The sequence below is a fragment of the Variovorax sp. VRV01 genome, from assembly GCF_014852545.1.
In the GTDB taxonomy this organism is placed as follows: domain Bacteria; phylum Pseudomonadota; class Gammaproteobacteria; order Burkholderiales; family Burkholderiaceae_C; genus Variovorax; species Variovorax beijingensis_A.
Map to the genome: position 1 here is coordinate 137574 of NZ_JACVBS010000014.1, position 19282 is coordinate 156855.

General features: G+C 70.8%; 23 protein-coding genes. 16 read left to right on the forward strand and 7 right to left on the reverse strand.

Annotated features, from left to right (window positions below; all coding sequences use genetic code 11):
• The first annotated feature begins 11 nt into the window (after positions 1-11).
• From IB278_RS23440 to IB278_RS23450, 3 genes are all read left to right on the forward strand, one after another.
• Complete coding sequence (locus IB278_RS23440; RefSeq protein ID WP_225613096.1) at positions 12-1085, forward strand: hypothetical protein; 1074 nt, start codon at positions 12-14, stop codon at positions 1083-1085.
• A 153-nt stretch (positions 1086-1238) separates the two neighbouring features.
• Entirely contained in the window at positions 1239-1661 is a 423-nt protein-coding gene (locus tag IB278_RS23445) for an Hsp20/alpha crystallin family protein (protein ID WP_192325712.1), read from the forward strand.
• A gap of 128 nt (positions 1662-1789) precedes the next feature.
• Positions 1790-2527, forward strand: coding sequence for a hypothetical protein (locus IB278_RS23450; protein ID WP_192325714.1), 738 nt, complete (start codon positions 1790-1792; stop codon positions 2525-2527).
• A gap of 39 nt (positions 2528-2566) precedes the next feature.
• On the opposite strand, the gene IB278_RS23455 is transcribed toward IB278_RS23450, so the two are convergent.
• Positions 2567-4075, reverse strand: a complete 1509-nt coding sequence (locus IB278_RS23455) for a thymidine phosphorylase family protein (protein ID WP_192325716.1) — start codon at positions 4073-4075, stop codon at positions 2567-2569.
• Positions 4076-4150: 75 nt separating this feature from the next.
• Positions 4151-5044, reverse strand: coding sequence for an MBL fold metallo-hydrolase (locus IB278_RS23460; RefSeq protein ID WP_192325718.1), 894 nt, complete (start codon positions 5042-5044; stop codon positions 4151-4153).
• An 81-nt stretch (positions 5045-5125) separates the two neighbouring features.
• Here IB278_RS23460 and IB278_RS23465 point away from each other — a divergent pair, with 81 nt between their 5' ends.
• The 7 genes from IB278_RS23465 to IB278_RS23495 all read left to right on the forward strand — a co-directional run bounded on the left by IB278_RS23465 (position 5126) and on the right by IB278_RS23495 (position 9476).
• Positions 5126-5464 carry an ArsR/SmtB family transcription factor gene (locus IB278_RS23465; protein ID WP_192325720.1) on the forward strand — a complete coding sequence of 113 codons (339 nt, stop codon included), beginning with the start codon at positions 5126-5128 and terminating at the stop codon, positions 5462-5464.
• 2 nt (positions 5465-5466) lie between these two features.
• Positions 5467-5901 (forward strand): YeeE/YedE family protein, encoded by a 435-nt coding sequence (locus IB278_RS23470; RefSeq protein WP_192325721.1) that lies wholly within the window; start codon positions 5467-5469, stop codon positions 5899-5901.
• A gap of 10 nt (positions 5902-5911) precedes the next feature.
• Entirely contained in the window at positions 5912-6370 is a 459-nt protein-coding gene (locus IB278_RS23475) for a YeeE/YedE family protein (protein ID WP_192325723.1), read from the forward strand.
• Positions 6367-7002, forward strand: coding sequence for a DUF599 family protein (locus IB278_RS23480; protein ID WP_192325725.1), 636 nt, complete (start codon positions 6367-6369; stop codon positions 7000-7002). Before IB278_RS23475 ends, IB278_RS23480 begins: the two co-directional genes overlap by 4 nt.
• 117 nt (positions 7003-7119) lie before the next feature.
• On the forward strand, positions 7120-7383 hold the full coding sequence (locus IB278_RS23485) for a hypothetical protein (protein ID WP_192325727.1): 264 nt from the start codon (positions 7120-7122) through the stop codon (positions 7381-7383).
• Positions 7384-7423: 40 nt separating this feature from the next.
• On the forward strand, positions 7424-8098 hold the full coding sequence (locus IB278_RS23490; RefSeq protein ID WP_192325729.1) for a response regulator: 675 nt from the start codon (positions 7424-7426) through the stop codon (positions 8096-8098).
• Between the two features lie 22 nt (positions 8099-8120).
• The gene (locus IB278_RS23495; protein ID WP_192325731.1) at positions 8121-9476 is read left to right on the forward strand and encodes an ATP-binding protein; all 1356 of its coding nucleotides are present in this window, start codon (positions 8121-8123) and stop codon (positions 9474-9476) included.
• A 9-nt stretch (positions 9477-9485) separates the two neighbouring features.
• Here the strand turns inward: IB278_RS23495 and IB278_RS23500 are convergent, their stop codons facing one another.
• The 5 genes from IB278_RS23500 to IB278_RS23520 form a co-directional block, all read right to left on the reverse strand.
• Positions 9486-10085, reverse strand: coding sequence for a hypothetical protein (locus tag IB278_RS23500; RefSeq protein WP_192325816.1), 600 nt, complete (start codon positions 10083-10085; stop codon positions 9486-9488).
• Positions 10086-10195: 110 nt separating this feature from the next.
• Positions 10196-11080: an SDR family oxidoreductase gene (locus IB278_RS23505; RefSeq protein ID WP_192325733.1), complete on the reverse strand. Its 885-nt coding sequence runs from the start codon at positions 11078-11080 to the stop codon at positions 10196-10198.
• Positions 11077-11757 carry a TenA family transcriptional regulator gene (locus tag IB278_RS23510; RefSeq protein WP_192325735.1) on the reverse strand — a complete coding sequence of 227 codons (681 nt, stop codon included), beginning with the start codon at positions 11755-11757 and terminating at the stop codon, positions 11077-11079. The genes IB278_RS23505 and IB278_RS23510 overlap by 4 nt, the downstream gene beginning before the upstream one ends.
• 24 nt (positions 11758-11781) lie before the next feature.
• A complete protein-coding gene (locus IB278_RS23515; protein WP_318646697.1) occupies positions 11782-13233 on the reverse strand; it encodes an AMP-binding protein in 1452 nt (483 codons plus the stop codon).
• On the reverse strand, positions 13230-13880 hold the full coding sequence (locus IB278_RS23520) for a thermostable hemolysin (RefSeq protein ID WP_225613097.1): 651 nt from the start codon (positions 13878-13880) through the stop codon (positions 13230-13232). The genes IB278_RS23515 and IB278_RS23520 overlap by 4 nt, the downstream gene beginning before the upstream one ends.
• A 264-nt stretch (positions 13881-14144) precedes the next feature.
• On the opposite strand from IB278_RS23520, the gene IB278_RS23525 reads away from it, so the two are divergent.
• The 6 genes from IB278_RS23525 to IB278_RS23550 all read left to right on the forward strand — a co-directional run bounded on the left by IB278_RS23525 (position 14145) and on the right by IB278_RS23550 (position 19234).
• On the forward strand, positions 14145-14477 hold the full coding sequence (locus IB278_RS23525; protein ID WP_225613098.1) for a PepSY domain-containing protein: 333 nt from the start codon (positions 14145-14147) through the stop codon (positions 14475-14477).
• Between the two features lie 39 nt (positions 14478-14516).
• Complete coding sequence (locus IB278_RS23530) at positions 14517-14984, forward strand: DUF2271 domain-containing protein (RefSeq protein ID WP_192325737.1); 468 nt, start codon at positions 14517-14519, stop codon at positions 14982-14984.
• A gap of 10 nt (positions 14985-14994) precedes the next feature.
• Complete coding sequence (locus tag IB278_RS23535; protein WP_192325739.1) at positions 14995-17205, forward strand: PepSY domain-containing protein; 2211 nt, start codon at positions 14995-14997, stop codon at positions 17203-17205.
• The gene (locus IB278_RS23540) at positions 17186-18166 is read left to right on the forward strand and encodes an FAD:protein FMN transferase (RefSeq protein ID WP_192325742.1); all 981 of its coding nucleotides are present in this window, start codon (positions 17186-17188) and stop codon (positions 18164-18166) included. The genes IB278_RS23535 and IB278_RS23540 overlap by 20 nt, the downstream gene beginning before the upstream one ends.
• Positions 18167-18451: 285 nt before the next feature.
• Positions 18452-18976, forward strand: a complete 525-nt coding sequence (locus IB278_RS23545) for a CBS domain-containing protein (protein WP_192325744.1) — start codon at positions 18452-18454, stop codon at positions 18974-18976.
• Positions 18977-19003: 27 nt separating this feature from the next.
• The gene (locus IB278_RS23550) at positions 19004-19234 is read left to right on the forward strand and encodes a hypothetical protein (RefSeq protein ID WP_192325746.1); all 231 of its coding nucleotides are present in this window, start codon (positions 19004-19006) and stop codon (positions 19232-19234) included.
• Positions 19235-19282: the final 48 nt, after the last annotated feature.

Genomic DNA, 19282 nt, shown 5'->3' on the forward strand with positions numbered 1-19282 from the left:
GCCCGCTGCCGATGCAAGCCGGCGCCGCGCTCGCCCCTTCACCTGCGGCAGCCACCGAGGGAGCTGCCGAGCGCCTGCCGGACACCGAGGCAAAGGTCCGCTGCCTCGAGTCGTTTCTCGCGGCGAGCGACGCGAGCGCATTTCCCCAGCGCATCGAGACCCACATGTCATGGGTGCTCGTGGGCAGGACGCAGGTGCTGAAGCTGAAGAAGCCGGTGGTCTATCCCCCTGTCGACTACTCGAGCGTGGAGGCACGGGAATGCAACGCCAGGCGGGAACTGCGGCTGAACCGCCGCCTGGCGCCGGATGTCTACCTGGGCCTGCTGGCGCTGCAGTGGCACGGCGGCATGCTCAGCGCCGTCCCGGAAGCCTATCTGCTGCCGGGCCGGCAGACGGTGGACTGGGCCGTCGTCATGCGGCGGCTCCCGCAGGCACGCATGCTCGACGAGGTCATCCGCCGCAACGGACTCGGGCCGGCGGATCTCGAAGCACTGGCCGCCACGCTGGCGGCCTTCTACCAGGGCGCGGTACGCGCCGCGGTGGACGAGGGCGAGTACGTCGCGCGGTTGCGCCACGGCATTGCGCTCAGCACGCGCATGCTCGAGCGCGCCGGGTCCGCCCTGCCGCGCGCTCACGAAGCCTGCCAGGCGATGAACGAGGCCCTGAGCCTGCACGAAGGGCTGCTGCGCGCACGCGCGGCCGCCGGCCGTCTCGTCGAAGGCCATGGCGACCTGCGGGCCGAGCACGTGTGCCTCGTGGATCCTCCGGCCGTGTTCGATGCGCTCGAGTTCGACGCCCGCCTCGGCGAGGTCGATCCCTTCGACGAGCTGTGTTTCCTGGGCCTGGAATGCGACATGGCCGGCAACCCATCGGTCGGCCCGCTGCTGTGCGCCCGCATGGCGCCGGCGCTCGACGACGCACCGCCGCCGGCACTGCTGCGCCTGTACACCGCGAAGAACGCGCTGATGCGGGCACGCCTGAGCGTCGCACATCTGATGGAGCCCGATCCGCGCCATCCGGAGAAATGGCTGCCGCAGGCTTCGCGCTATCTGAAGCGAGCGCTCTTGGCGCTTTCCGACATCTGAAGGGCCGCTGCCGCGGCCCGTTGCCGAAGTCGCGCCGGGACTGATCCAGCGCAAGGAATGACGGCGCGCGAATTCCTAGAGTGGAAGCTCGCACGGCCGCCCGACCGAAGGGCAGGTCCGGTGCGAAATCCAACCAACCTTCTGGAGCAAACGATGAACGCACTGACTCGCCTTGACCGCCTTGAAAACCTGTTTCCCGACATGCTGCGCCGCTGGGCACGGCCCCTGCAACTGATCGACGACGTCGAACTGCCGGCCGACATCCGTGTCGACGTGAGCGAGAACGACAAGGAATACCTTGTCACGGCCGAGATTCCCGGCGCGAAGAAGGAGGACGTCCGCGTCTCGATCGACGGCAACTATGTGTCGATCGCCGCCGAGATCAAGAAGGACCTGGAGAAGAAGCATGGCCGCGCCCTGGTCACCGAGACCTACCGGGGCAGCGTGTCGCGCGGCTTCTCGCTCGCCACCGAGGTCGACGAGAAGACCGCCGTCGCCAAGCTGGAGGATGGCGTGCTGCGCCTGACGCTTCCCAAGCGCGAAGGCACCGGCCGCAGCACCCTCACGATCCAGTAAGCGGCCTGCCGGCGCGCCGCGCGCGCGCCGGCGCCCCGGCTTGATTCAACGCAAGGCAGCGGTTTCCTCCAGCACGAGGAGTTGACGGCCATCAAGGGGCGCCATGCACCGAAAGATAGCCTCCACCCATGACGCAATCGCTGCAGCTTTCCTCGAACATTTCCGGCCCGCGGCTGGGCGACACGTTCCTGGCCGGCGACCTGTCGTCCATCCTCGCGCACGCATCCCGGCTGAAGGCTGCGTGGCGCGCGGGCAGCGCCGGCGACCGGCCGCTGCTCGGCAGGAACATCGCCTTGCTGCGCCCGCGGCCGCCCGAACCGGACCTGCCGTTGCTGCAGCGCGCAGCGCTGGAGCTGGGCGCGCGGGTGGCGCATGTGCGGCTCGGTCCCCCGATCGAGCCGACGGGAACCAAGTTCCGCGGGCTCGCGCAGATGCTCGGCCGGCTCTACGATGCGATCGACTGCGCGGAGCTCGCGCCTGCCGAGGTGCGGATGATCGAGCAGCACGCGGGTGTGCCGGTCTACGACGATCTCGAAGGCCCCGGCCATCCCGCGCGGGCATTGGCCGACCTGATGGCCCTGCGCGACCATGGCTGCAAGCCGGGGCCGAACACGCCGATCGCCTTTTTCGGCGACCCGCTTGCGGTGCGCGCGAAGAACTTCTTCGAGTTCGCCCGCCGCGAGGGATTCTCTCTGCGCTTGCCCGATCCTTCCGGCGCGGTGAGCGACGCGGCTTTTTCGGTCGACGCCGTCGACCCGGACCACTGGGTGCTGCGTGCGCCCACGGGTCCGATCGACGCTGCGGAGTGCGCGCAGAACCACCGCTTCGCGCTGCAGGCGATGCTGCTCGCCACGATGCCGGCCTGAGCCCGCTGCGCCAGGCGGCGCGCCTTGCGTCTTCGGCGCTCAGGGCGCGGCTTCGACGCGCACCACCGGCAGTTGCGAGCGCACGAAGCTCAACGCGTACTGGAGCTCGCCGAGGCTCTGGGCATGCAGCGTGAAGAGCGGCTGGCCGCGCTCGACGCGGTCCTGCACGCGCACGTGCATCGAGGCTCCTGCGGCCGGATCGCGCGGCGCACCGGCCAGCTTGGCCATGCGGGCCACCAGGCGGGTGTCGATGCCCGACACCACCCCCGCCGCGGGCGCGGTCACGCAGTGTGTGTGGGCGGCCTTGGGCGGCACGCGCAGGCCGCCCTGTGCCTCGCAGATCGCAATGAATCGTGCGAGCGCGCGCCCGTCCTCCAGCACCGCACGCGCCAGCGCGTTGCCGGCACCGGTCGCCGCCTTGCCCGCCAGCTCGAGCAGCAGCCCGGCCAGCAGGAGCGCGCGCTCGCGCAGGTCCGACGGCGCATCGGCGGAGCGTTCGAGCACCGCCATCACATCCATCGCCTCGAGCGCCGGGCCGACGCCGCGGCCGACCGGCTGGCTGCCGTCGGTGAACACCGTGCGCACATGCAGGCCCAGCGCCGCGCCCACCGACACCAGGCTGCGCGAGAGCTGGCCGGCGGCGGCGTCGCTGCGCACCTTGGCCAGCGGGCCGACCGGGATGTCGATCAGCACGCGCTGCGAACCCATCGCGGCCTTCTTGGAGAGGATGGACGCCACCATGAGGCCCTCGCTGTCGATGCCGAGCGGCCGCTCCACGCGGATCAGCATGTCGTCCGCGGGACTGACGCGCATGGCGCTTCCCCACGCAATGCAGCCGCCTTCGCGCTCGACCACGCGGCGCATCGCCGCCAGGTCCAGGTCGACGGGCGCGAGCGTTTCCATCACGTCGGCCGTGCCGGCCGCCGAGGTGATGGCGCGCGACGAGGTCTTGGGCATCACCAGGCCGCAGGCCGCGATGATCGGCACGACCAGCAGCGTGGTCCGGTTGCCCGGCAAGCCGCCGATGCAATGCTTGTCCATCACGGGCGACGTGCCCCAGTCGATGCGCTCCCCGACATCGACCATGGCGCGGGTCAGCGCCACGGTCTCGTCGAGGCCGAGGCCGCGCCCGGCACAGACCGTCACGAAGGAGGCCAGGTGGATGTCGGCGAGGCGCCCGCGGCTCACGTCCTCCATCAGCGCCCGCAGCGCCGCGTAGTCCAGGCTGCCGCCATGCACCTTGTTGCGCAGGTGCGCCAGCGAATCGAGGATCGGCGGGTGCCGCACCACCAGCTCTTCGCCCTCGGCCGCGCCCATCAGGTGCCAGGCCGCCTCCGACAGCGCGATCTCGTCGTTGCGCAGCCAGTCGCCGCTCACCTGGTGCAGGATCGCGAACAGATGGCGCCCATTGGCAATCAGCTCGACCTGTGCCTGCGACTGGAAGCCCTCGGCGCGGCACACGGCGCAGTCGCTGCGCATGTAGACCACGGGCTGCTGGTAGGTGTCGATGCCGGCGCGGCGGGCCAGCAGGCGGTTGTGTGACGGCATGGGCGCTCCTTGCGGCCAGCTTGGCATGCGCCGGGCGCACGGGGCTTGATGCCCGTCAAGTGCGCGCCACGGTGCTCACGTCCCGCCGGTGCGGCGAACCGGCAGCGCGTTGAGCGGAATGCGCAGGTAGGACACGCCGTTGTCGTCGGCCGGCGGCAGCCGGCCCGCGCGCACGTTGACCTGGATCGACGGCAGGATGAGCGTCGGCACATCGAGCGTGGCGTCGCGCGCGCGCCGCATGGCCACGAACGCGTCCTCGGCGATGCCGTCGCGCACATGGATGTTGCGCGCGCGCTGCTCGGCCACCGTGGTCTGCCATTGCGCCGGCCGCGATGGCGGCGGGTAGTCGTGGCAGACATACATCGAGGTCTCGGGCGGCAGTTCCAGCAGCCGGCGCATCGACGCGTACAGCTGGCGCGCATCGCCCCCGGGGAAGTCGGCGCGCGCGCTGCCGAGGTCCGGCATGAAGAGCGTGTCGCCGACGAACACCGCCCCGCCGATCAGGTAGGCCATGTCGGCAGGCGTGTGGCCGGGCACCAGGAGGGCGGTGGCCTCTATGGCGCCGATGCGGAAGCTCTCGCCGTCCCTGAACAGGTGGTCGAACTGGCTGCCGTCGGGCAGGAAGCCGCGCTCCAGGTTGAAGAGCGTCTTGAAGGTGGCCTGTACCGTGCGGATGTGCTCGCCGATGGCAACGCGCCCGCCGACCCGCCCTTGAAGATAGGCAGCCGCCGAAAGGTGATCGGCATGCGCATGGGTCTCCAGGATCCAGTCGACCTGCAGCCCGTGCTCGGCCACGCAGGCCAGCACCCGGTCCACGGATGCGGTGCCGGTGTGGCCCGACTTGAAGTCGTAGTCGAGCACCGGATCGATCACGGCGGCGCGCAGCGTGGCCGGATCCCACACGAGGTAGGACACGGTGCCCGTCTGGGGATCGAAGAAGGCCTGGACCGAGGCTGAGGTGTTGTTCATGGCGGACTTGCGAAGCTGATCGATGATCTATTGATAAATATTATATTGATTGATATAATGAAGTCAACCGGAATCCGACCCATGCGCACGAGAGCCATCCAGCCCCCCCACCCCGTCTTCGATCCCGAGATCCTGCGCGGCGCCGCTGCCCGCGCGGTCGGCATGCTCAAGGTCCTGGCCAACGAGGACCGCATGCTGCTGCTGTGCCAGCTCTCCCAGGGCGAGATGTGCGTGAGCGAACTCGAGGCGCAGCTCGACATCCGCCAGCCGACGCTGTCCCAGCAGCTCGGCGTGCTGCGCAACGAAGGCGTGGTCACCACGCGCCGCCAGGGCAAGAACGTCTTCTACGCAGTGGCGGACCCGGCGCTGCTGGAGATCCTCGCCCTGCTCTACCGCATCTACTGCCCGAAGGAAAAATGATCATGACCATCGACTGGCCTGCATTCACGCCCTGGGCCGCACTGGCCGGCGGTGCGCTCGTCGGCGCGGCCGCCGCGATGTTCGTGCTGCTCAATGGCCGCATCGCCGGCATCAGCGGCATCGTCGGCGGCCTGCTGCGGCCGGTCGGCGGCGACGTGGCCTGGCGCCTCGCGTTCGTGGCCGGCCTCGTCGCAGCGCCGGCGGCCTACGCGGTCTTCGCGGACTGGCCCGCGCCCCGCATCGATGCCGGCTACGGGCCGCTCGTCGTGGCCGGCCTCCTGGTCGGCGTGGGCACGCGCTACGCGTCGGGCTGCACGAGCGGCCACGGCGTCTGCGGCCTGTCGCGGCTGTCGCCGCGCTCCATGGCGGCGACCGCGCTCTTCATGGCGGCCGGCTTCCTGACGGTCTTCGCGATGCGCCATCTGCCCAGCCTCTAAGGAACACCTCATGACGGTCCTCACTTCATTCCTTGCCGGCCTCGTGTTCGGCCTCGGCCTGATCGTTTCCGGCATGGCCAACCCCGCCAAGGTGCTCGGCTTCCTGGACCTGGGCGGGCGCTGGGACCCCTCGCTTGCCTTTGTGATGGGCGGCGCGATCGCCGTCGGAGCCGTCGCGTTCGCGGTGGCTCGGCGGCGCACGGTCTCCTTCCTCGGCGCCGCCATGCGGCTGCCGACCGCGCGCACGGTCGATCGCCGCCTGGCCGTGGGCAGCGTCCTGTTCGGCATCGGCTGGGGCGTGGCCGGCTTCTGCCCCGGCCCCGGCCTGGTGGCTGCCGGCATGGGCGAGGCCAAGGCGCTGGTCTTCGTCGCCGCGATGCTCGCGGGCATGGCGGGCTACGAGCTGATCGAGCGCAGCAGATCCCGCCCCGCGGACATGCCGAGCGCTCCGGGGGATGCAGCGCCATGAGCGCCACGGCGGCCTGGCTGGCCATCCTGGCGACGGCCGCGGTGCTGGTCGCCTACGAAGGCGCGCGCGCATGGGCGCAGCATCGCGCCCCGCACCGCCTGGCACGCAGTGCACATGCCTTGCTGCGCGAGGATTGGTTCGACGCCGTGTCGCGGCATCAGGGTTCGGAGATCCTCTCGGTCCAGACGCTGCGCAATTCCCTGATGTCCGCGACGATGACGGCATCGACGGCCGCGCTGGGACTAGTCGGCACCGCGACGCTGGCCGCGCCCTCGTTGCGCGAAGGCCTCGGCGCGTCCGGATGGCTGCATCTCACGCCCCGGCTGGTGTCCGAACTCCTGCTCCTTGCGCTGCTCCTTGCATCGCTGGTGTGCTCTGCCATGGCGGTGCGCTACTACACGCATCTGGGCTTCATCAGCGGCATGCCGGTGGAGTGCGCGGCCCGGCAGCGATGGAACCCGACGGGCCATGCCTACGTGCGCCGCGCAGGCTCGCTGTACGGCTGGGGGCTGCGCCATCTCATCCTCGTGGCACCGGTACTCGCCGCACTGCTGCATCCGCTGGCGGGGCCGCTGGCGGCACTGGCGGTGACAGCCGCACTGTGGGGGTTCGATCGGGTTGACGGGGAGTGACGCGGAGCCATCCCCGAGGAGTCCACCGGCGTCTTAAGGCAAATCGAATCTGCCGCCGCGATCATGCGAACGTGCGACCCGCCCTGCGGGGCGGCCGCGACATGAGCCTACGTGGAGATGCCAATGAACATTGCTGCCCAGTCCGATGCCGGCGCAGACCCTGCGCCGTCGCGCGACGAAGCGCCGCGGCCGTGCGGCGCGCAAGCCCCGGCGACCGCGGGGGGTACCCGCCTCGCAGAGGCGGCGGTCCTTGCCGTCATGCTGGTCCTGGCCGCCGGTGCCGCCGCGCTGGTGTGCGGGGTCTACAACGCCTTCGACGACGGGTGGTTCGTGGTGAGCGGGTCTACACTGTCCCGCATGCTCGCCCTGGCCGGCTTCTGAGGCCGTGGGCCTGCAGGCCCCTGTTTCGAGCCGCTTTCACATGCGCTTGCTGATTGTCGAAGACGACCCCCTGCTCGGCGACGCGCTGGCCGCCGGCCTGCGCCAGCTCGGCCATGCCGTCGACTGGTTCGGCAGCGGCGGCCAGGCCGACTCGGCCCTGTCCGGCGCCTCGTTCGATGCATTGGTGCTGGACCTGGGGCTTCCGGGCGGCGACGGCATGACCTGGCTGCGCCGCTGGCGCGATCGGGGGCTGAAGCTGCCGCTGCTCATCCTGACGGCGCGCGACGGCGTCGAACAGCGCGTCGCCGGCCTCGACGCCGGGGCCGACGACTACCTCGTCAAACCCATCACCATCGACGAGCTCGCCGCCCGCCTGCGCGCGCTCGTGCGCCGCGCCGCCGGCCGCGCCCAGCCGGTCTGGCAGCACGGCGCGCTCGAGTACGACCCCGCCCGGAAACTGGTGCTCTGGAAAGGCGAACCCGTCGACCTGACCGGGCGCGAACTGGCGCTGCTCGAGGCGCTCCTGGCGCAGCCCCAGCGCGTGCTCTCGAAAGCGCATCTGCAGGAAAAGCTCTATGACTGGAGCGGCACGGAACCCGAAGGCAATGTCCTCGAGGTCCACATCCATCACCTGCGGCGCAAGATCGACCCGGGCATCGTGCGGACCGTGCGCGGTGTGGGTTATGCGCTCGGATCCGGCCAGCCGTCGCCATGAGCGCAGCGACAAGGGTGCCCCGGTGAGTCTCCAGCGCCGCCTGCTGCTCTATCTGCTGGTCTGCGCGCCGCTGGTCTGGGGCGTGGCCCTGTACTTCTCCATCAGCCGGGCGCGGCACGAAGTCAACGAGCTGTACGACACCGAACTGATCCGGCTGGCGCGGCAGGTGCAGTTCACGCTGGGCCCCAGCCATCCGGGCGCCACGCCGATGCTGCCGCCCCCGCCGGGCGAAGGCACCCGGGAGGCCGGGGAGTCGGACGTGCGCGACCTGGCCGTGGCGGCATGGGATGCGCAGGGCCGCCTCATGCTCGCGGACCGCGAGGGCGTGGTGCTGCCGCGGCGGCGCGAAGCGAAAGGCTTTGTCGACGAGCGGATCGGCGGCCGGACCTGGCGCGTCTACTACCTGCAATCCTTCGACGGTACCTGGCTGGTGGCCGCCGGCCAGGACGCGTACGAGCGCGACGAACTGGTGTACGGCCTCACGGTCACGCAGGTCGTCCCCTGGTTGCTGGTGCTGCCCTTCCTGCTGGCCGTGATGGCCTGGGCCGTGCGCCGCGCATTGGCGCCGATGCACCAGCTCACCGCCGAGCTGCGCCGACGGAAGGCCGACGATCTGCAGCCCGTGCCCGACGAGCGGGCGCCGGCCGAGCTCAAGCCCCTGCTGGGCGCGATGAATGGCCTGTTCGCGCGCATCGAGCAGCTGCTGGTGCGCGAGCGCCGCTTCACCGCCGATGCCGCGCACGAACTGCGCACGCCGCTGGCCGTGCTGCGCGCCCAGTGGGACGTGGTGCGCCGCGCCGGCAGCGCGGCCGAACGCGCCGCCGCCGAGGCCAAGCTCAGCGCCGGGCTCGACCGCATGGGACGGCTGGTGACGCAGATGCTCTCACTGTCACGCGTGGAGTCCGGCGTCACCCCGGCCTTGACCGCCGAGGTGGAGTGGCCGCGGATCGTCGAGCAGGCCATGAGCGATTGCCTGGCGACGGCCGAGCGCCGCCGCATCGAGCTGGCCTGCGAATGGCCTCCCCGGGGGTCTCATCCCTTGCCTCTCTTCGGCGACGAGCATCTGCTGACGATGCTGCTGCGCAACCTTCTCGACAACGCGGTTCGCTATGCACCTGAAGGTTCGAGCGTGGTGCTGCGCATCGGGCGCGAGCACCTGGAGCTCGAGAACGAAGGCGAGCCGCTGTCGCCCGAACAGCTCACGCGGCTGGGCGAGCGCTTCTACCGGCCCGACGGCCAGCAGGAAGGCGGCAGCGGCCTGGGGATTTCGATCGTGCGGCGCATCGCCGAGCTGCACGGCCTCGAGCTGCAGTTCGGCCCCGGCGCCGGCGACCGGGGGGTGAAGGTGACACTGCAGTTCGATGCGGCGCACCGCTGATGGGGCGGCCTACCTGGCCCTGGCCTTCTCCAGCAGCAGGCGCGCTTCGTCGCGGCGCCCGGCGTCGGCCACCTGCCGGCCCGGCCGCGGCGGCGCCTGCAACGCCCGCTCGAGATAGGCGACGGCCTGGTCGGGCTGCCGGACCTCGACCAGGTACTCGCCGTAGAAGAAGTTCGGATCGATCCCCTTGGGGTTGAGCGACAGTGCCTTCTGCAGCAGTTCCTTCGCCTTGGCCTTGTCGCCGAAACCCACCGGCCATCCAGGGACCTTGTAATAGAGGACCCCCAGGCTGTTGTAGGCCGAGCCGTCGAGCACATTGCCGTCGATCGCGATCGCGGCTTCGTACAGCGCCTTGGCCTGCTTCACCAGCCCCAGCGCGCCGAGGCCGCCCTTCTCGCCGGCCCATGAACTGACGATGATGCCCTCCCAGACCAGGGGCTCCGCGCGGCCCGGGTAGGTTTCGCTCACCTTGTGTGCCTTGGCGGCCAGGGCCTCGAAGCGCTTCTCGCGCTCGGCCGCGGGGGTCTGGTAGCGGATTGCTTCCCAGTCGTGCTGCAGCTCGACGACGTCATCGTCGACGCCTGCTGCGAGGGCTGCGCGAGGAAGCATCGCTCCCAGCACCGTGGCTGCGGCGAAGCCGATCAGCCACCGGCGATGCACCGTGGTCGGCATGGGCGAAGGGAGTGAAGCGGTCGGTGTCATGTGTCGTCCTTTGCGGGTCAGTGCACGCTGTGCAGCAGCGAATGGGAATCGGCTTCGTCGGAAACGCCCGGCGTGTCGGGGCACTCAAGGAAAGGCTGCGCCGGCGGCACGCGCGGCGGCAGGGCGCGGCGGTGCTTGTCGAAGGCGCCGTCCAGCAACTCTGGCGCGAGCCCGTTGAGCCGGACGGCCAGCTTCTCGGGAAAGCCCAGGAAGCACTCGGCGGCCTCGCTCTCGACGAGCTGCAGCAGCGCCTTCGCGGGGATGTCGGGCCGGTCCGTCGCCGTGCCCGTGGCCTCGTTGTAGCTTTCCACCTCGGCGTTGTTGAATTCGGTGCGCGTGGTGCGCGGGCCGAGGTACTGCACGCGCACCTGCGTATCGCCGAGTTCGCGGCGCAGCGATTCCGCGAATCCGCGCAACCCGAACTTGCTGGCGCAGTACACGCTGAAGCCCGGCAGGCCGAGGCGTCCCAGCACCGAACCCACGCAGACAATCTGCGCCCGCGGCAGGCTGCGCAAATGGGGCAGCAGGGCCTGGGTCAGCAGCATCGGCACCAGCAGGTTGAGGTGCAGCACCTGCGCCATGTCGTTGGCGGCCAGCGATTCGACGCGGCCGAAGCCCGATACGCCCGCGTTGTGAACCAGCACGTTGCAGCCCCAGCCGGAGGCCACCTCGGCAATGCCCGCCAGGCTGGCGACGCGCGTCAGGTCGGCTGCGTACCACTCCACCCGGGGCCGGGGCACGCCGCAGTCGCGCACCAGGGCGCGGGCCTGCGCCGCCAGCCGGGCCGGAGACCGCCCGACCAGCATCACCGATGCGCCGGCATTCACCAGCTGCGTGGCGGCGGCCTGGCCGATGCCGCCGCTCGCGCCCGTCAGCAGCACCCGGGCTTCGGCGACCTTCATGGATGCCCCCCGGCGCCGGTGCCTGCGCTCGGCAGTGGCAGGCTGCGGAACACGTCGCCGTACAGGCGGTAGAAGGCCCGCGCGGCATGGACGATGTCCGCCTGGTCCTGCGCATCCTCGACCTGGTCCATCAACAGCTCGAAATGCGCGGTGTGCTCGCGGTCCAGCGTGCCGTGCGAGCGCAGATAGGTGAACGCGGCATCGGGCAACTGCAGCGGCTTCTGGATCTGGTCGGCCGCCATCAGCGCCAGCGACACGCTCGTGCCCTCGAGCACATGCACCATGCCGAAGAAGCCGAGCGGATTGCGCCGCGCGATGGTGTCGTAGGCGTAGGCCACCATGACCTCCGTGGCATGGCCGGGCGGTCCGTCGCGCACGGCTTGCGCATCGCCGCCGGCGGCGCGGATGTCGTCGAGGATCCATTCGTCATGGCCCCGCTCTTCCTCCACGTACTCGTCCAGAGGCCCCCGCAGCCACGCATTGCGTGCCGGCAATGCCGCCTTGCAGGCCTGCAGCAGGGGCACGGTGTGGCGCACGTGGTGGTAGGCCTCGCGCAGAAAGGCCAGGTAGCTCGGCAGCGAGACCTCGCCGCGCAGGCAGCCCTGGATGATGGGCGTGCCGAGCAGGCTCGCCCGCGCGTCGTGGGTCTGTTGGACCAGTCGGTCATGGAAACTCATGGGGACTCCGGTGGGTTCTTTCGGTCAGGGTGTGACGGCGATGTCGAGGGCATCGGCATGCAACTGCAGGATGGCCGCGCGTTGCGGACGGCCGTTGGCCGTGGCCATGCCGGAAGCGGCATCGAAGCTCGCCCGGCCCCGTGCCCAGCGCCGGATGCGGGCATAGTCGGGCAGCGTGGCGTTGGCGGCATCGACCGCGGCCTGCAGCTGCGCGTCGCTCGCGTCGGCCCGCACCGGCCAGAGCACGGCACTCAGCGCCGGCTGGGCGTCGCCGAACACCACGGCCTGCGCGATGGCATGCTCGCCGCGCAGGGCCGTCTCGACCCATTCGGGGGACACGTTGCGGCCGAAGGCGGTGATCAGAAGATGCTTCTTGCGGCCGCTGATGTGAAGGTAGCCGTCGGCGTCGATGCGGCCCAGGTCGCCCGTGGGCCACCATCGCGGCGGCGCCGTGGCGTCGCCGAGGTAGCCGAGGAACAGGCTGCCCGCCACCTCCACTTCGCCGTCCGGCGCGATGCGCAGCTGCGCATGCGGCAGCGCACGGCCGGCCGCGCCGGGACGATCGTGCCCCGGCAGGTTGAGCGTCTGCACGGAGGCACCCTCGGACAGGCCGTAGCCCTCGAAGGCCGGTATGCCGAGCGCGCGCGCGTCGTGGAGCAGCCGGGCGCCCACCGCCGCGCCGCCCACGGCCACCAGCTTCAGCGAGTCCGGCGCGCGCTGGCCGCTGTGCAGCAGGTAGCCGGACCAGGCGCGCAGCATCTGCGGCAGCAGGATGAGGCTGTGCGGCTGCTGCGCCACCGTGCAGGCATGGAAGCGGGCCGCATCGAAGCCCGACGAACCGTCCAGGCCCAGCTGCTGCAGGGGCAGCGTGACGCAGGTGGCGCCGCGCAGCAGAGGCGCCATCACGCCCGCGACGTTCTCCAGCAGCACCGCGAACGGCAGCGCGCAGAGGTGGCGGCGGACGTCGAGCGGCGCCATGGCCTCGACGAGGCCCTCGGCCACCCGGCGCATGGCGTCGGCACCGAGGCACACGCCCTTGGGCGCGCCGGTGGTGCCGGAGGTGAAGGTGATCTTGGCCGTGCCCGCCGGCATCGGCGGGGCGGCCGCCACCGGCAGACGCACGACCGACAGTGGCTGGCCCGCAACCGCCAGGCCCGAAGCCGCGCCCTGCGGCCAGCGCGCGGCGAAAGCCGGCGGTGTCAGCACGGTGTCCACGCCGGCGGCGCGCACGGCATGGTCGATCTGCCCGGGCGCGAAGAACACCGGCAGCGGCACATGCACCGCCTGCGCCCGCGCCGCCGCCAGGTCGGCCACCACCCAGGCGGGCGAGTTGTCCATCAGGGTGGCGAGGACGCGAGTCCCTTCCGCCCGCAGCCGTTCCGCCAGCCGGTCCGCTTCGGCTTCCAGTTCGGCGAACGTGAGGCGGCGCTCGCCGCCGTCCAGCGCCACGCCGGCCGTGCCGGAGCGCGGGCTCACGCCTGCGCTCCCGGCGCCGGGGACCGGCGCGCCTGGTGGCGGCGCAGCGCAAGCCGCAGATGCGAGGCCAGCACGACCGGGTGGTGGTCGTAGTAGCTTCCCCAGCGAACGGCCTCGGTACCCAATGCGGACGCCTCGGCCGCCCCGAGCGTCAGCGGAACGACGCCCAGGCGCACGAGCATCTTGCGCAGCTCCTGGGTCACGGTGCCGACGATCCACTCGAAGCCTTCGGCCGCGAGATGTGGCGCCAGCTGCTGGATCAGCTGCCGTCCCTCGCCGGCGCGGCTGGCCGCGAGATGCCCGACCTCGACGATGTCCTCGCGCGCCGGGCGCCCGCCCGCGCATCCGGCGAGCAGCACCTCGACGGGCGACGAAAGGTAGTGCTCGAGAAACAGCGCACCGTGCGCGGCGTTGCGGTAGCCGGCCGCGGCGACGAGTTCGCCGTTGCGGCGCAGGCTCACCAGCCGCGGCGCAAAGTGCGTCACCTGCGCGCCGTAGCGTTGCGCGTAGATGCCGCGGATGAAATCCTCGACCGCGGCGCGGCGCGGATCGTGGCGCTCGTGCACCGCGAATTCGGCCGGGGGCGTGACGGGAACGCCGGCTGGCGGCTCGACCATGCGGGTGCGCGACGACAGGGACATGAACATGCACTTTCCTCAGGAAACCCGCCGCCGGCAGCGGTCCGGGCATGGGGTGCATGGTCGCTGCCGCCGATTAACGCCAGCTTAAGGAGGCCGCCGCACGGCATCCGCCCCGGCGCAGGCCGCATCCTTGATCCAGCGCAATGCGCCAAGGCCCGCGCTCTCCAGAATGGACATGCACGCCAACGCAATGTCACTTCCATGTTCCGAACGCCATCTCCGCCGCGACTCTCGACTGTGGGCTTGCGACCGATGAATCACTTCTTCGTGATGCGAAACCTCGTGCTGGCGATTCTCGTGCTCGCCGCACCGCCCGTGCGCGCTGAGGATGATTGCGACGCCCCCTCCGAGACCTGGCAGCCGCGCAGTGCCGTGCGCGCGCTGGCCGAACGCAACGGCTGGCGCATCGACAAGCTCAAGATCGACGACGGCTGCTACGAAATCAAGGGCCGCGATGCCGACGACCGCCGTTTCAAGGTCAAGCTCGACCCCGCGACGCTCAAGGTCGTCCGCATGAAGCGCGAGCACGGCGATCGCGAACGCAGGCACGGCACACCTCCCGAGACGCCGCCGGGCGCGAAGCCCGGGGCCGGAATCGGCTGAGCCTTTCCCCCCAGAGTTACCGACACCAGGAGATCACCCATGAAGCATGCATGGACCGCTGCGGCGGTCGCGGGCGCCCTCGCCGCACCGTCTATCGCCTCGGCGCGCCAGGTCACGATCGAGACCCAGCTGGCCGACTACGGCGGCGACGGTGCCTACGTGGCCATCTACCTCACCGACGGCAGCGGCCGCTACCAGAGCACGCTGTGGGTCGCAGGGACCAAGGCGAAGTACTGGCGCCACCTGGGTGACTGGTACCGCGCAACGGGCGGCAAGGCGAAGGTGGACGGCATCAGCGGCGCGAGCGTTGGCGCGGGCAAGACCCTGCGTGTGAGCGTCGATCTGGCCGACACGCTGCTCGACGCCGGCTACGAGATACACGTCGACACCGCGGTGGAGAAGATGAAGGAGAACCCCTCGGAAGTCGTCGTCCCGCTCACCCGGGCGGGCACGGGCAAGCCGGCCGCCGGCCGCGGCTACATCAGGTCGTTCCGCTACACCCTCTGACAGGAGCGCGATGCTGCGGACGCTCCACTCGATCCCGGCGCTGATCGCTTCGCTGCTGCTCGTGCTCGTCGCCTTGAGCGGGTCGGTACTGTCGCTGTTTCCCGCCTTCGAGCGGGCGGGTGCAGCCGGTGCGAGCGGCGTCGACGTCGCAACGCTCGCCGGCCGTGTGAGCGCGCGCCTGCCCGGCGTGGAAACCTTGGTGCGCCAGCCGTCGGGCACGATCGTGGCGTACCACATGGTGGGCAGCGAGCAGCGCGCATCGGTCATCGATCCCGCCAGTGGGGAGGTGGTCGCCGCCTATCGGCCCTCGGCCGCCCAGCGCTGGCTGAAGAACCTGCATCGCAAGCTCCTGCTCGACGACCCCGGCCGTGTCGCGACGGGTGTTGCCGCCGCCTTCATGCTGTTCATCGTGCTTTCCGGCCTCACGCTCTTCGCGCGGCGGATGGGGGGATGGAAGCTGTTGCTGGGCCGCGTACGCGGCAGCACGCCGCAGCGGCTGCACAACGAGAGCGCACGCCCCGCGCTCGCCGGCCTCGCACTGTCGGCGGCAACCGGGCTGATCATGTCGCTTGCGACCTTCGGCCTGATGCCCGAAGGCGGTGATGCGGACCCTTTTCTCGACCTGCGCCCGAGCGGGGCGGGGCGAATGGCGCTCGCGCAGATGGCGGTGCTGCAATCGGTGGATGTGTCGCGGCTGGCACAGTTGAAGCTCGCGAGTCCGGACGACCCGAGCGACGTCATCGAAATCGAGACCGCGGATGGCGCGGGCGTGGTCGATCCTGCCACGGGCACCTGGCTCGCCTACCGGGCGCTCGACGGGTGGCAGCGCCTGCACGCGACCGTGCGCATGCTGCATACCGGCGAGGGCCTGTGGTGGCTGGGGCTGTTGCTTGGCGCCTCGTCGCTCGCGGTGCCGCTGCTCGCGGCGACCGGCTTCCTGCTCTGGCTGCACCGGCGCCAGAGCCTGCCCCGCCTGGCGAACAACGCCTCGAGGCGCGACGCCGACACCTTGCTGCTGGTCGGCAGCGAGACCCACACGACCTGGGGATTCGCTTCGGCGCTGCATGCGGCGCTGACGCGTGCGGGCCTGCGGGTGCATGCGGCGCCGATGAACGACATCGAGACCCCTCACGACGGCGTTCGCCGCTTGCTCGTCCTGACCGCGACCTACGGCGACGGCGAGGCCCCGGAGAGCGCGCGCCAGTTTCTGCCGCGGCTCGCCCGCTTGCCCGCCGGGCCCGGCGTCGCGTTCGCCGTGCTCGGCCTTGGCGACCGGCAATTCCCGCACTTCTGCGGCTATGCACGCCAGGTCCACGACGCGCTCGCCGCCAGGGGGCTGGAGGCGCTGGGAGAAACGGGCACGGTGGACCGGCAGTCGGAGCCCGAGTTCCGCCAATGGTGCAAGTGGCTCGGCGAGACGCTTGGGGTGGCGCTCGACATCCGCTACGAGCCGCTGCTGCCGCGCACGACGGCGCTCGAGCTCGTCTCGCGAACCGACTACGGCGCCGATCCCCAGACCCTGACCGCGGTCCTGCGCTTCGCGCCCCGGGTACCCGCGAGGGGCTGGCGCGCCTGGCTCGGCCGGCCGGAGCTGCCGAAATTCGAGACCGGCGACCTGCTCGGCGTGGTGCCACCGGGCGGCGCCTCGCCGCGCTACTACTCCCTGGTGAGCGCGGCTTCGGACGGCGCGGCTGAAATCTGCGTGCGCCGCCAACCCGGCGGCATCTGCTCCGGCTACCTCACCGGCCTGTCGCCGGGCGCGGCGATCCAGGCTTTCGTTCGACCGCACGAGAGCTTCCGCCCTGCCGCCGGCACCGCGCCGCTGATCCTGATCGGTGCGGGAACCGGCATCGGTCCGCTGATCGGCTTCATCCGCCACAACAGTGCCAGACGCCCGATGCACCTGTACTTTGGCGCGCGCAGCGCCGACGACGGCTTTCTCTATCGCGACGAACTTGACGGCCTCGTCGACGATTGCCGGCTGCGCACGCTGACCACCGCCTTCTCGCGCTGCGCTGATCGAGCCTACGTGCAGGACCGGTTGCTCGCGGACGCCCGGCGCCTGCGCGCGTCGATCGTGCAGGGCGCGCAGGTCATGGTGTGCGGCGGCCGCCAAATGGCCGAAGGCGTGGCTCACGCCTGGGACCGCATCCTGGAAGGCTCCGGCCTTTCGGTCGCACAACTGAGGACACAGGGACGCTATGTTGAGGACGTCTATTGAGTGGCTGCGCGGCGCACGGCTGAAGGACTGCCGCGCGAGCGGCGCGACGATGGGCACGCGCTATACCGTGCGCTTCGTCGTGCCGGAAGAGGCCGACGTGCAGGCGATCGTCGGCGTCCTGGCAGCGGCCGTCACCGCCGTCGACGCGCAGATGTCGAACTGGAAGGCCGACTCCGACCTGTCGCGGCTCAATCGCGCGGCGCCGGACGGCTGGGTTCCCGTCCCCGCGAACCTGGCGTCGGTGCTGGTGCGGGCGGCCGAGATCGGGCGCGAAACCGGCAATGCGTTCAACATCGGCGTCGGCGAACTCGTCGACGCCTGGGGATTCGGCCCGGCGGGCAGGAGTGGCCCGCGAGGCAGGTCGACGGGCTCCCCTGCCTGCCGGCCGCTCGACGAGCTGCTGGAAGTCGACCTGCCGGGGCGCCGGGTGCGCAAGCATGCGTGCGTCGCCCTGGACCTGTGCGGCATCGCCAAGGGCTTCGGCGTCGATGAACTCGCGCGCGTGCTGAACCGGCACGGCATCGGCTCCTGGCTGGTCGGCATCGATGGCGAAATGCGCGCGCGGGGCTGCAAGCCCGACGGCTCGCCATGGGCCATCGCTTTGGAGGCGCCCGAGGACGACCGGCGCACGGCGATGGGCGTGATCGAGCTCGGCGACGCCGCGATCGCGACCTCGGGCGACTACCGGCAATGGCGCGTGGTCGACGGCGAGCGCGTCTCGCACACGATGGACCCGCGCATCGGTGCGCCGCTGCGCGGGGCGGTCGCGTCGGTCACGGTCATCGCACCGACCTGTACCGATGCCGATGCCTACGCCACAGCGCTGATGGTGCTCGGTGCCGAGGCCGGGCGTGAACTTGCCATGCGGCGGGGGCTCGACGCACTCGTCGTCACGCGCGAGCGCGAGGGGCTCCGCAAGGTCGGTACCGGCCTTTTCGCCAGCTGCAGTGGCGAGGGGTGAGTCAGATTCGTGCACCGCGAACCCGGCCGGCGGCGCGACCATGCGGATGCGCGAAGACAGGGACATGCACTTTCCTCAGCAAGACCCGCCGCCAGCGACGAGCCGGGATCGCGTCCATGGTCGCTGCCGCCGATTCACGCCGGCTCGAGGAAGCCGCAGTGCGGCATCCGCCCCGGCGCCGGCCGCCTCCTTGATCCAGCGCAATGCGCCACCGCCCGCGCTCTCCAGAATGGACAACGCGTTTCTCCATGTCTCGCCAACCCCCGAAGTTCGAAAGAAGGTCCCATGAACATCTCATCCATCTGCACACGGCGCCTGGTGGCCGTGGACGGCGGCAGCACGCTCTTCCAGGCAGCCGCCATGATGCGCGAGCAGCACGTCGGCGCCCTGGTCATCACTCACTCTGTGGGTGGGGGCGCGTCCGTGAGCGGCATCGTCACTGATCGCGACCTTGTGATCGAGGTCCTGGCCCAGGGCCTGGATCCCGCGGGCATCAAGGTTGGCGAGCTCGCGAGCGAGACGATCGTGAGCGTGACGGAGAACGCAGACCTGGCCGACACCATGGCCGTCATGGAAGAGCATGGCGTGCGGAGGGTGCTGGTGACCGATGCCGAGGAACGCGTCGTCGGCATCGTTGCGCTGGACGACCTGATGGGCGCCTGCGCGGACGAGATCGCCGGCCTGTCCAAGGTGATCCGAAGCGGGCTTCAGCGCGAGACCGTGCAAGTCGACGACATGCCGCCGATGCCGCCACTGCCGCTGCGGGTGCCTTCGGTTGGCACGGCCGGCTGGAACACGGTGGTCGGCTAGGCCGGACTACCGGCGTCAAGGCACGCCATGAAGATCACTGTCCGCCTGTCCGGCAAGACGTCGTGCGAACTGCAGGTCGGCACGACCCATCATCCGCACCCGGGCCCGCTTCCCCAGGTGGGCGAGACCCTCGTGGTCCCCGACGACGCGGACGTGCCGCCGGACGCCAAGGGCCGGCTCAAGGTACGCAGGATCGTGTGGCACTACAGCCCCGCATCGGCCACGCTGTGGCCCGAAATCGTCTGCAGGCCGGCCTGATCGCTGAATCCGCGCGGCGTGTACGCCGCCGCTACCGTGGAGAGGTCC